11 protein-coding genes are annotated in these 11,861 nt (G+C 67.0%); 9 read left to right on the top strand and 2 right to left on the bottom strand.

The features are described 5' to 3' along the window. Window positions 1-91: 91 nt before the first annotated feature. Genes OE647_RS02175 through OE647_RS02150 form a run of 6 tightly spaced genes read left to right on the top strand, consistent with a single transcriptional unit; the run spans window position 92 to window position 6,629 of the window. Window positions 92-1,126 carry a rod shape-determining protein gene (locus OE647_RS02175; RefSeq protein ID WP_263719993.1) on the top strand — a complete coding sequence of 345 codons (1,035 nt, stop codon included), beginning with the start codon at window positions 92-94 and terminating at the stop codon, window positions 1,124-1,126. Between the two features lie 34 nt (window positions 1,127-1,160). Next, on the top strand, window positions 1,161-2,078 hold the full coding sequence (mreC, locus tag OE647_RS02170; protein WP_263719992.1) for a rod shape-determining protein MreC: 918 nt from the start codon (window positions 1,161-1,163) through the stop codon (window positions 2,076-2,078). Then, entirely contained in the window at window positions 2,071-2,610 is a 540-nt protein-coding gene (locus OE647_RS02165) for a rod shape-determining protein MreD (protein WP_263719991.1), read from the top strand. Before mreC ends, OE647_RS02165 begins: the two co-directional genes overlap by 8 nt. Continuing rightward, window positions 2,607-4,550: a penicillin-binding protein 2 gene (gene mrdA, locus OE647_RS02160; protein ID WP_263719990.1), complete on the top strand. Its 1,944-nt coding sequence runs from the start codon at window positions 2,607-2,609 to the stop codon at window positions 4,548-4,550. The genes OE647_RS02165 and mrdA overlap by 4 nt, the downstream gene beginning before the upstream one ends. Beyond that, window positions 4,547-5,686 (top strand): rod shape-determining protein RodA, encoded by a 1,140-nt coding sequence (rodA, locus tag OE647_RS02155; protein ID WP_263719989.1) that lies wholly within the window; start codon window positions 4,547-4,549, stop codon window positions 5,684-5,686. The genes mrdA and rodA overlap by 4 nt, the downstream gene beginning before the upstream one ends. 4 nt (window positions 5,687-5,690) lie before the next feature. Beyond that, window positions 5,691-6,629, top strand: coding sequence for a 2-hydroxyacid dehydrogenase (locus OE647_RS02150; RefSeq protein WP_263719988.1), 939 nt, complete (start codon window positions 5,691-5,693; stop codon window positions 6,627-6,629). 52 nt (window positions 6,630-6,681) lie between these two features. Here OE647_RS02150 and OE647_RS02145 read toward each other — a convergent pair whose 3' ends face one another. Both OE647_RS02145 and OE647_RS02140 read right to left on the bottom strand, forming a co-directional pair. Next, window positions 6,682-7,503 carry an SseB family protein gene (locus OE647_RS02145; protein WP_263719987.1) on the bottom strand — a complete coding sequence of 274 codons (822 nt, stop codon included), beginning with the start codon at window positions 7,501-7,503 and terminating at the stop codon, window positions 6,682-6,684. After that, entirely contained in the window at window positions 7,496-8,119 is a 624-nt protein-coding gene (locus OE647_RS02140) for a uracil-DNA glycosylase family protein (RefSeq protein WP_263719986.1), read from the bottom strand. Before OE647_RS02140 ends, OE647_RS02145 begins: the two co-directional genes overlap by 8 nt. 133 nt (window positions 8,120-8,252) lie before the next feature. On the opposite strand from OE647_RS02140, the gene OE647_RS02135 reads away from it, so the two are divergent. From OE647_RS02135 to OE647_RS02125, 3 genes are all read left to right on the top strand, one after another. Further along, on the top strand, window positions 8,253-9,506 hold the full coding sequence (locus OE647_RS02135; RefSeq protein ID WP_263719985.1) for a Na+/H+ antiporter NhaA: 1,254 nt from the start codon (window positions 8,253-8,255) through the stop codon (window positions 9,504-9,506). A gap of 138 nt (window positions 9,507-9,644) precedes the next feature. After that, window positions 9,645-10,298 (top strand): ABC transporter ATP-binding protein, encoded by a 654-nt coding sequence (locus tag OE647_RS02130; RefSeq protein WP_263719984.1) that lies wholly within the window; start codon window positions 9,645-9,647, stop codon window positions 10,296-10,298. Beyond that, a complete protein-coding gene (locus OE647_RS02125; RefSeq protein WP_263719983.1) occupies window positions 10,288-11,856 on the top strand; it encodes a capsule biosynthesis protein in 1,569 nt (522 codons plus the stop codon). The genes OE647_RS02130 and OE647_RS02125 overlap by 11 nt, the downstream gene beginning before the upstream one ends. Window positions 11,857-11,861: the final 5 nt, after the last annotated feature.

The following is an 11,861-nucleotide window of genomic DNA, read 5'->3' as shown; positions in this document are numbered from 1 at the left end:
GCTCGGCGCGCCATACCCCTATAAGATTTGTCAACGAATTAAGGCCCGCGCGCGGCGAGTCGCGGGCCTTTCTTGCTTGGGGTAAGTGCAGATGATGGGATTTGGTCTCTTTTCGTCAGACATGGCGATCGACCTCGGGACGGCGAACACGCTTGTCTACGTTAAGGGCAAGGGGATCATCCTCAACGAACCTTCGGTGGTCGCCTACCATGTCAAGGACGGCAAGAAGCAGGTTCTGGCCGTGGGCGAGGACGCGAAGCTTATGCTCGGCCGTACGCCCGGCTCGATCCAGGCGATCCGGCCCATGCGCGAGGGCGTGATCGCCGACTTCGACGTGGCCGAAGAGATGATCAAGCACTTCATCCGCAAGGTCCACAAGCGCACGACGTTTTCCAAGCCGAAGATCATCGTATGCGTGCCCCATGGCGCGACCCCGGTCGAAAAGCGCGCGATCCGGCAGTCGGTCCTTTCCGCCGGTGCGCGACGCGCGGGCCTGATCGCGGAGCCGATCGCGGCGGCCATCGGCGCGGGAATGCCGATCACCGATCCGACCGGCTCGATGGTCGTGGATATCGGCGGCGGCACGACTGAGGTGGCGGTGCTATCGCTGGGCGACATCGTCTATGCCCGCTCGGTCCGCGTCGGCGGCGACCGCATGGACGAGGCGATAATCTCCTACCTGCGGCGCCAGCAGAACCTTCTGGTCGGCGAAAGCACGGCCGAGCGCATCAAGACCTCGATCGGCACGGCGCGGATGCCCGACGACGGGCGTGGCGCCTCGATCCAGATCCGCGGCCGCGACCTTCTGAACGGCGTCCCGAAAGAGATCGAGATCAACCAGGCCCAGGTGGCCGAGGCCCTGGCCGAACCTGTCCAGCAGATCTGCGAGGCGGTGATGATCGCGCTTGAGGCGACGCCCCCCGACCTGGCAGCCGATATCGTGGACCGCGGCGTGATGCTGACCGGGGGCGGTGCGCTGCTGGGCGAGCTGGACCTGGCGCTGCGCGAGCAGACCGGGCTGCCGATCTCCATCGCCGACCAGTCGCTGAACTGTGTGGCACTTGGCACGGGCAAGGCGCTTGAATACGAAAAGCAGCTTCGCCACGTGATAGACTACGACAGCTGAGGCGCCCGCCGGGCGTCGGAAGACGAGGCCGCGCATGGCACGCCAACGCGACAGCGCCGACTACAAGGGGCCGGTCCGCCGAGTGCTGATCGCCATGCTTTTGCTTGCGCTGGCAGCTCTGTTCCTGATCTGGCGGATCGACAGCCCACGCGTGGAGCGCTTCCGCGCCGCCTTCATCGACCGCGTGGTGCCGAACTTCGACTGGGCGATGGTGCCGGTCACCAAGCTTTCGGGCATGGTGGAAGGCTTCCAGTCCTACGCGAACCTCTACGAACAAAACCAGGACCTGCGGCGGGAATTGCAGCAGATGAAGGCGTGGAAAGAGGCCGCCGTCCAGCTTGAGCAGCAAAATGCCAAGCTGCTGGCCCAGAACCAGGTCCGGCTTGATCCGAAACTGACGACCGTTTCGGGCGTGGTGCTGGCGGATGCGGGGTCGCCGTTCCGTCAGTCCGTGCTCCTGAATGTGGGGGCCCGCGACGGGATCGTGGACGGCTGGGCGACGACCGACGGGCTTGGCCTTGTCGGGCGCATCTCGGGCGTGGGGCAGACGACGTCCCGCGTGCTCCTTCTGACGGACACGTCGAGCCGCATTCCGGTGACGATTCAGCCCTCGGGCCAGAAGGCCATGCTGGTCGGCGACAACAGCGCGGCGCCGCCCATCGACTTCCTTGAGAGCCCGGACGAGGTGCGCCCCGGTGACCGGGTCGTGTCCTCGGGCGACGGCGGGGTGTTCCCGGCGGGGCTTCTGGTCGGACAGGTGGCGCAGGGCACCGACCGGCGCCTGCGCGTGCGCCTCTCGGCTGACTACCAGCGGCTGGAGTTCCTGCGCGTCCTGCGCAGCCACCCGGCCGAGCAGATCACCGAACCCGGCGTCCTGATCCCGCCGCCCCTGCCCCCGCTCCTGATGCAGGAACCCGAGGGGCTGCAACTTGACGGGGGGGCGAATGGTTGATCCGGTCAGAGCCCGGCGGCTGGGCTACCCCTTCATTTACGCCGTTCTTTGCGCGGCCTTCCTTTTCCTGCGCATCCTGCCACTGTCCACCCTGCCCGCTTCGGTGCCGGGGCCGGACTTCGTGCTGCTGCTGACGGTGCTTTGGGTCATCCGGCGGCCCGACCACCTACCGGCGCTAGTGATCACCGCCGTCATCCTGGTCGAGGACCTGATGACGCTGCGTGCGCCGGGCCTGTGGGCGGCGCTGGTGCTGCTGGTGACGGAGTTCCTGCGGTCCCACCGGATCGGCCTGCGGGAGGTAAACTTTCTCGTCGAATGGCTGGTCGCCTCGGGCGCGATCCTGGTCGTCACGATCGCGAACCGCGCGGTGCTGGCGCTCTTCGTGATCCCGCAGGCGGGGCTGGGCCTGACGCTGTTGCAGGTCCTGATCTCGGTCGCCGCCTACCCGATCCTGGCCTATGTTATGCAAGAAGCCCTCGGCCTGCGCCGCGCCGCCCCGGGCGAGGTCGATGCCATGGGACAACGGCTATGAGGCGTTCGGCCCGCGACGCACAGGAAAGCACCCGGCGCATCAGCCGCAGGACCATGGTGATCGGAGGTCTTCAGGCCGCGACGATCGCGACGCTCGCGCTCCGGATGCGGTTCATGCAGGTCGAGCGGGCGGACGACTTCCGGCTTCTGGCCGAGGAAAACTCCATCAAGATCCGCCTGATCCCGCCGGCACGGGGGCTGATCCTCGACCGCAACGGCGCGGTCATCGCCGGCAACGGCCAGAACTATCGCGTCGTCATCACGCGCGAGGACGCGGGCGACGTGGAGGAGGTGCTGCGCCGCCTCGCCCGGCTGATCCCGATGACAGAGGACGATATCGCGCGCACGCTGAAAGAGGTCATGCGCCGCAGTCCCACGCTGCCGATCACGGTCGCGGACCAGTTGACCTGGGAAGACCTGTCGCGCGTCGCCGTCAACGCCCCGTCGCTGTCCGGCATCACGACCGAGGTCGGCCTGTCGCGGTCCTACCCCCAGGGCGGCGACTTCGCCCATGTGCTGGGATATGTCGGCCCGGTCAGCGATTACGACCTGTCGCGGATCGAAAACCCGGACCCGCTGCTCCAGATCCCGAAATTCCAGCTTGGAAAGCTCGGTGTCGAGGCCAAGCTGGAAGAAGACCTCCGCGGCAAGGCCGGAACCCGGCGGATCGAGGTGACCTCGACCGGTCGGGTCATGCGGGAACTGGACCGCAATGAAGGCGCGCCGGGAACCGCGATGCAACTGACGCTGGACCGCTACCTTCAGAACTACGTGCAGGCGCGGCTCGGCAGCGAAAGCGCCGCGGCCGTGGTCATGGACGTGAGGAACGGCGACATCCTGTCGATCGTCTCGGCCCCGACCTTCGACCCCAACCTGTTCGTGCGCGGCATCTCCTCGGCGGATTACAGGCTTCTGACGGAAAACGACCACCGGCCTTTGGCCGACAAGACCGTGCAGGGCGCCTACCCGCCCGGCTCGACCTTCAAGATCGTGACGGCCCTGGCGGCGCTTGAGGCCGGGGTGATCGACCCGGAGGAAACGGTCTACTGCAAGGGCTTCACCGAGCTTGGCAACCACCGCTTCCACTGCTGGAAACGCGGCGGCCATGGGCATGTGAGCCTGCCCCACAGCCTCGAACAGTCCTGCGATGTCTATTATTACGAGGTGGCCCAGCGGGTCGGGATCGACAAGATCGCCGCGATGGCGCGCAGGCTTGGGATCGGGGTGCGCCATGATCTTCCGATGTCGGCGATCAGCGAGGGGCTGGCCCCCGACCGTGATTGGAAGCGGGCCAAGTACGGCAAGGACTGGCTGATCGGCGACACGCTGAACTCCGGCATCGGGCAGGGCTATGTGCTGGCCTCGCCCTTGCAACTGGCGGTGATGACGGCGCGGGTGGCCTCGGGAACCGACGTTTCGCCCCGGCTCCTGCGGGCCCGCGACGGCGTGCCGGAGCCCGCGCCCGCGCCGCAGCCGCTGGACCTGCCGGAGGCGGCGCTGCGTGCCGTCCGCAAGGGCATGTTCGACGTGATCAACAGCCAGCGCGGGACCGCGCACGGGTCGCGCATCGTGGACGATGCCATGCTGATGGCGGGCAAGACCGGCACCAGCCAGGTTCGCAACATCACCAAGGCCGAACGTGAACGCGGCGTCATTTCGAACGACGATCTGCCCTGGGAACGGCGCGACCACGCACTTTTCGTGTGCTACGCCCCCTATGACAACCCGGAGATCGCGGTCTCCGTCGTGGTTGAGCATGGCGGCGGCGGATCGGCGGCCGCGGCCCCGATCGCCCGCGACATCCTGCTTCAGGCGCTTTACCGCGACCTGCCGCCGCTCAGCGCCTACCCCTCCAGCCAACGCGACCGCATTGAGGCGCAACGCAAGACGCTCGATCTGATCCTGCGCGACGACAAGCCGGGGGCCAAGTCGCGCGCATGAGTTACCTTGAGTACAACGTCAAGACCGTACCCACAGGCATCCGCAAGATCCTGTATCTCAACTGGCCGGTCGTGGTGCTGCTGACCGCGATCGCCTCGGTCGGGTTCCTGATGCTTTATTCGGTCGCGGGGGGCCAACTCGACACCTGGGCCGAACCGCAGATGAAGCGTTTCGCGGTCGGGCTGGCCGGCATGTTCGTGGTCGCCTTCATCCCGATCTGGTTCTGGCGCAACGTCTCCGCACTCGCTTACGTCGTTTCATTCCTGCTGCTGGTCGCGGTCGAGTTTTTCGGTGCCATCGGCATGGGCGCCCAGCGATGGATCGAGCTGGGCCCCCTGCGCCTGCAACCCTCCGAGCTGATGAAGATCAGCCTGGTGATGCTGCTTGCCGCCTATTACGACTGGCTGGACGTGAAGCGGGTGTCGCGCCCGCTCTGGGTGCTGATCCCGGTGGCTCTGGTGCTGGCGCCGACGATCCTGGTCCTCAAGCAGCCCGACCTTGGCACGGCGATCCTGCTGCTGGCGGGCGGCGGCATCGTGATGTTCGCGGCCGGGGTCAGCTGGTGGTATTTCGGCACCGTCATCGCGCTGGTCGTGGCCCTGGTCTTCGCGGTCTTCGAAAGCCGGGGAACGGAGTGGCAGTTGATCAAGGACTATCAGTTCAAGCGGATCGACACCTTCCTCGACCCCGGCAGCGACCCCTTGGACGCCGGCTACAACATCATGCAGGCGCAGATCGCCCTGGGCTCCGGCGGATGGGCGGGCAAGGGCTACATGCAGGGCACCCAGTCGCGGCTAAACTTCCTGCCTGAAAAGCACACCGACTTCATCTTCACCACGCTGGCCGAGGAGTTCGGCTTTGTCGGTGCCTTCTCGCTTCTGATGCTCTACGCGTTGACGGTCGCCTTTACCCTGGTGTCGGGTCTGTCCAACAAGGACCGCTTCGCCTCGCTCATGACGATCGGGATCGGATCGACCTTCTTCCTCTTCTTCGCGGTCAACATGTCGATGGTGATGGGGCTGATCCCTGTCGTCGGCGTGCCGCTGCCGCTTGTATCCTATGGCGGAACCGCGATGATGATCCTGCTCCTGGCCTTCGGCCTGACCCAGAGCGCCCACATTCACAGACCGAGGTAAGCCAATGGCTATAAACGTCTATTTCGCCGCCGCGGCGGCCTTGTGGCCGGAATACCGCGCGGCGCTGCAGACGGCCTGCGCGGCCAAAGGGCTGGACGTTGCACTGTCGGACGCGGCGCCCGATCCGGCGGCGGTCGACTACATGGTCTATGCCCCGAACTCGGAAGTTTCGGACTTCACCCCCTTCACCCGCTGCAAGGCGGTGCTGAGCCTTTGGGCGGGGGTGGAGCGGATCGCGCCAAACCCGACGCTGACCCAGCCGCTTTGCCGGATGGTCGACAGCGGCCTGACCGAAGGGATGGTCGAATGGGTCACTGGTCATGTGCTGCGCCACCACCTGGGCATGGACGCGCATATCCTGGGCCAGGACGGCGTCTGGCGCGGCGAGATCAAGCCCCCCCTGGCGCGCGACCGGAGGGTGTCGATCCTGGGCCTTGGAGAGCTTGGAACGGCCTGCGCCAATGCCTTGGCTGCGCTCAATTTCCCGGTCACGGGATGGAGCCGGACCGCCAAGCAGATCGAGGGGATCACCTGCCTTTCCGGCGACGTGGGGCTAACGGAGGCGCTGTCGCGGGCCGACATCCTGGTGACGCTCCTGCCCCGCACGGCGGCGACCGAGAATCTGATGAACGCGGAACGCTTCGCCCTGATGCCGATGGGCAGTTTCCTCATCAACCCCGGTCGCGGACCTCTGATCGACGATGACGCGCTTGTTGCCGCCTTGGAGGAAGGGCGGATCGTCCACGCGACGCTCGACGTCTTCCGGGTGGAGCCCCTACCGCCGGATCACCCGTTCTGGGCGCATCCCGGCGTGACGGTCACGCCGCATGTGGCGGCCGACACCCGCGCCTCGACGGCGGCGGAGGTCGTGGCGGAGAACATCCGGCGGGGCGAGGCGGGTGAGCCGTTGCTGTACCTTGTTGACCGCAAGCTTGGGTACTGAGGCAAAAACTGATCCAGATCAGCGCCTTGCAGTCAAATCCTAAACTCTTCCCTCAGCCATCCCGCTGGCGGTAGCCGCGCAGATTCGGGATCGGCGGCTCGGTCGGCCGCACATCCTCAGCTTCGGGTTCAGGCGCCGGGGGCGCGGCCAGCGGCAGGTCTTGCGCGACGGCAAGGAACGCCTCCGTCACGGCCCCAGCATCGGGCAGGAAGGTCACGTCGAGCCCCTCCGCCTCTGCGCCGGAAAAGGTGACGGCCTCGGCCACGGCCTTGGCAAACCCGGCCTCGGCCCCCGGCCGGGCCCCGATGAAGGCCAGGAGCGTCCCTTCCCGGCCGTCCGGGTAAAGCGCCCGCGCAAGCCCCGCGCGTTGGGCCAGCGCCCCAAGGCCCAGCAGCTTCGCCGCCAGTTCCGCGACAAGCGCGGGTGCCAGATCGCCCGGCGCCGCAAACCCCGTGGGCCGCACGCCCCCGTGTTCGGGGCTGTGGTCAGGACCGTAGCCAAGCGTTTCGGCCAACCAGTCGATGGCCAGAGCGGGCAGCAGATGCGCGGACGGCGCGACGGCGAGGTTCAGCGCAAGCCCGACGCCCTGCCCCGCAAGCTGGGCGGCGATGACGCGGCCGGGCAGCGCCGCATAGGGGGTGGGCGCGTCGCAGAAGGTCGCCAGCCGCTCCTCCCGGTCGAAGGCGGCGACGAACGATCCTTCCTCAAGATCGAAGACCTGGGGCGCGATGGCCTCCCCCTCGGGCTCTTCGGAAAGCAGCAGGAAAAGCTCGGTATCGGCCAGCCGGTGATAGAAGCGCAGACGTGCGGCGTCATCCTCGGGCGCGGCCTCCATCGCGGCATGGGCCAGATCCAGCGGGGTCGTCTCAGTCATCGCGCATCACCTCGGCCACCCTTTGCCGCAGCTCGGGCAGAAGCTCCGCCGCGAACCACGGGTTTCGGTTCAGCCACGCGGTATTGCGCCAGGACGGATGGGGCAAGGGGAAAACGTCTGGCGCAAAGTCGCGCCAGCGGGCGACGGTCGCTGTGACCCCACCCTTGCAGGTGGTGCGGCCCAGATGCCAGCGGTGCGCGTGGCCGCCGACCAGAACCGTCAGGCGGCGCGGCCCCAACGCCGCCATCACCCGCGCGTGCCAGGTGGCCCCGCAACGCGCGGGCGGCGGCAGGTCGGCACCCTTCGCGTCATAGCCGGGAAAACAGAAGGCCATGGGCACGATGGCGACGCGCGCGCGGTCGTAGAACACGGCCTCGTCCAACCCCAGCCAATCGCGCAGGCGGTCGCCGGAAGGATCGGTGAAGGGCCGGCCGGAGGCATGGACCCGCGCGCCGGGCGCCTGCCCCGCGATCAGGAGACGCGCGCCGGGGCGGAACCAGACGACCGGGCGCGGCGCATGTGCCGTGGCGGTCGCGGCGAAGTCGGGCGCGCAGAGCTGGCAGGCGGAAATCGCCTGCACCAAGGTCGAAGCGGGATCTTCCGAGGGGTCGGACATGGCTCCAAGCTAGGGCAGACGCCGCATTGCGGCAACGCCTGGGTGCAGGGCCACGCGCTGCGGACGGGCGGCGGTTGCCCAGCCAGTGCAATTCCATTATGCCACCCTAAAACGCCAGGAGGAGCGGCCGCCCATGTATCGCGTCTGGAATTTCGTTGCCAGCTATTCGCTTCTGCTGATCGCGGGCGCCGTGCTTGCCCTCGTCTGGGCCAATATCGACGCCGAAAGCTATCACCATTTCGTCGAATACCCGCTGATCGAGAACTTCTGGATCGGTCACCTGGAACATGAGGGCGGGCACGCCACGCGGACCCTGACCATTCACTACCTCGTCAACGACGTGCTCATGGCGCTGTTCTTCGCCATCGCCGCCAAGGAAGTGTGGGAGGCCGTGATCCTCGAAAACGGCGCGTTGCGAGGCCGCAAGGCGGTGACGCCCCTGATCGCGACCGCGGGCGGGATGCTTGGGCCGGTGGCCGTCTACCTCGGCCTCGCCGCCGTCCTTGGCGTCTATGAGGCGGTCAGCCGCGGCTGGGCGATCCCGACGGCCACCGACATCGCGTTTTCCTACCTCGTCGGGCGCATGGTCTTCGGCGCGGGCCACCCCGCGATCCGGTTCCTGTTGCTGCTGGCGATCGCGGACGATGCCGCGGGGCTGATCATCCTCGCGATCTTCTACCCGTCGGGCGAGCTGGCGCCGGAATGGCTGCTGGTCTCGCTGGGCGCGGCGGTCGCAGTCTTCTTCCTTTTCAACTGGCTGCCGCGTTTCCTGGACCGGGGCAACCAGCTTCGCCCGAACTCGACCTGGGTGCGCAAACGGCTCTCGTTCGTGCCTTATCTGGTCGGCGGCGCGATCAGCTGGTACGGCTTCCAGGAGGCGGGCATCCACCCCGCACTGGGCCTGCTGCCGATCGTTCCGACCGTGCCCCACGCCGACCGCGCCTTCGGCATCTTCGCCGCCGCGGAGGAGCATCTGACCGATCTTCTGAACTGGATGGAACACCACCTGAAATACCCGGTGGAGATCATCCTGTTCTTCTTCGGGCTCCTGAACGCGGGCGTGGAGTTCTCCTCGATTTCCGAGCCGACCTGGCTGGTTTTCTTCGGTCTGATCATCGGCAAACCGCTCGGCATCGCGATCATGGGCTGGCTCGCGGCCTACCCGTTGCGCTTCGGCCTGCCGCTCGGCATGCGGACGATTGACCTGGTGGTCGTGGGCTGCGTCGCGGCCATCGGCTTCACCGTCGCGCTTTTCGTTGCCTCGGTCGCCTTCCCGGGCGGTCCGGTGCAGGACGCGGCAAAGATGGGGGCGCTCTTCTCCTTCGGGGCTGCGATCATCTCGCTCATCGCGGGCAAGCTTTGCCGGGTCGAGAAGGTCAGCGGCTAGGGCCGCTACGCCGGCAAGATACCCCTTCCCCTTTCGGGCGGCGCCACGTCATAATGCCGCCCGGAAGACCGCGTATCTTCCCCGTTAAGAAAAGTGCGCTAGGCACGGCGGAGAGAGAGCAGAAAACGGGGCGGGCAAATGCTCGAATTCATCGAAGTCAGCAAGTCCTATTGGACGGGGACACGGCGCAAGGTCATCCTCGACCGGGCCACCTTCCGGGTGGAGCTTGGCAACTCCCTCGGCATCCTCGCGCCCAACGGCACCGGCAAGACCACGATCATCAACATGATGGCCGGACTGACCCGCCCGGACGAGGGGCGCATCCATCGCGGCTGCCGGGTGTCCTTTCCGCTTGGCGCGCCCTCGACGGTGAACCAGACCGAAAGCGCCAAGGGCAACGCCCGGTTCCTCGCCCGGCTCTACGGCCTTGACCCCGACTACGTGGAGGCGTTCTGCCGCTGGGTCTGTGACCTTGGCGAATATTTCGACCGCCCCATGTCGACCTATTCGAGCGGCATGAAATCGCGCGTTGGCTTCGCGCTTCTTCTGGCGCTGGAGTTCGACATCTACCTGATCGACGAGGGCATGCCGGGCACCGCCGACGTGGAGTTCAACCGCAAGGCGGGCAGTCTCCTGCGCGAACGGCTTGCCAAGTCGACGGTGGTCATCGTGTCCCACCAGGCCAAGACGCTTGAGAAGTTCTGCCGCTCGGCCGCGGTGCTGCGCGACGGGCGGCTCCACATGTTCGACACGCTGGAGGAAGCAAAGCGGATGTACGACTATGCAGCCTAAGGCCATCCGCTTCCGCATCCGGCGCGATCCGAGCGCCCCCGCCCGCCCCGCCCCCGAGGCTGAAACCGAGGAGGATGACGGCTTCGGCGACGCGCCCTTCCCCACCACGCTCTCCCCCGCCGAGGACGCGGAGATCGCCTCCATCCGGGCCGAAGGTCTGTCGGGCCATCAACTGCGGACGGCGGCACGCATCGCCCAACGGCGCGGCTTCCGCTCAACGTCCGAGTTCGACGCAGTCCGGCTTCTGCGCAAGGCGGGGATCGACCCCTTCGCCCGCGCGGAACTCGTGGGAATCGCCGGCCAGCCCGGTGCGGCCGCGCAGGCAACGGGGGAACAGGGCGAAACCCACCTGCCGCGCGTGGTCCCGCAGCCGTCCGCGCAGGTCCCCGCCGCGCCGATGGGCGAAGGCGAGCGCGCCCGCGAAATCCTGAAGATGCAGCGCGAGATCGTGCGCCGCCGCCGCCGCGCCCTGCGCGCCCTGATCTTTCGCCTCGCGGCCTTCATCGTCCTGCCGACGGTGATCGCGGGCTACTACTTCTTCGCGCTTGCGACGCCGCTTTATGCCACGCGCAGCGAATTCCTGATCCAGCAGGCCGACAGCAAGGCCGGCGGGGCGTTCGGTGGCCTTCTGTCAGGGACGCAATTCGCCACATCGCAGGATTCGATCACCGTCCAGAGCTTCCTGCAATCGCGCGACGCGATGGGACGGCTCGACGCGGACCTGGGCTTCAAGGCGCATTTCAGCCAAGACTGGATCGACCCGATCCAGCGCCTCGGGCCCGATGCCTCGAACGAGGAGGCCTACAAGCTTTACCGCCGCAACGTGCGCATCGGCTTCGATCCGACCGAGGGCATCGTCAAGCTTGAGGTGATCGCGGCAGATCCGCAGACCTCTCAGAATTTCTCCGAGGCGCTGATCGGTTATGCCGAGGAGCGCGTGGACAACCTCTCGCTCCGCCTGCGCGAGGACCAGATGCAGGGCGCGCGCGAGGTCTATGAGGACGCCGAGGGGAAGCTGCTGGAGGCACAGCGCCGCGTGCAGACGCTTCAGGAACAGCTTGGCGTGTTCGATCCACGCTCCGAATCCGGCGCGGTCTTGTCTCAGATCGCGACGCTGGAATTGCAGGCGCAGGAAAAGCGGCTCCAGCTTGAGCAGCTTCTGGACAACGCCCGCCCGAACCAGGCCCGCGTCGAGGGGGTGCGCGGCGACATTTCCCGGATCGAGACGATGGTCTCGGACCTGCGCGCGCAACTGACTGGCACGACGCGCGACGGCGGATCCCTGGCCGCCGTAACCGGAGAGATGCGGATCGCGGAACACGACCTGGAAACCCGGCAGATGATGCTGTCGCAGGCGCTCCAACAGCTTGAACTGGCCCGGATCGAGGCGAACCGGCAGGTGCGCTACCTGTCGACCGGTGTCCGACCAATCGCCCCGGATGAGCCCACCTATCCGCGCAGCTTCGAAAATACGGCCTTGGCCTTCCTGATCTTTGCTGGCATCTACCTCATGCTGTCGCTGACCGTCTCAATCCTGCGGGAACAGGTCAGCGCCTGACGAAG

Source organism: Albidovulum sediminicola (genome assembly GCF_025751575.1).
GTDB classification, from domain to species: domain Bacteria; phylum Pseudomonadota; class Alphaproteobacteria; order Rhodobacterales; family Rhodobacteraceae; genus Albidovulum; species Albidovulum sediminicola.
The sequence above is the reverse complement of the archived record's forward strand: the minus strand, read 5'-3'. Positions and strand labels throughout refer to the sequence as shown.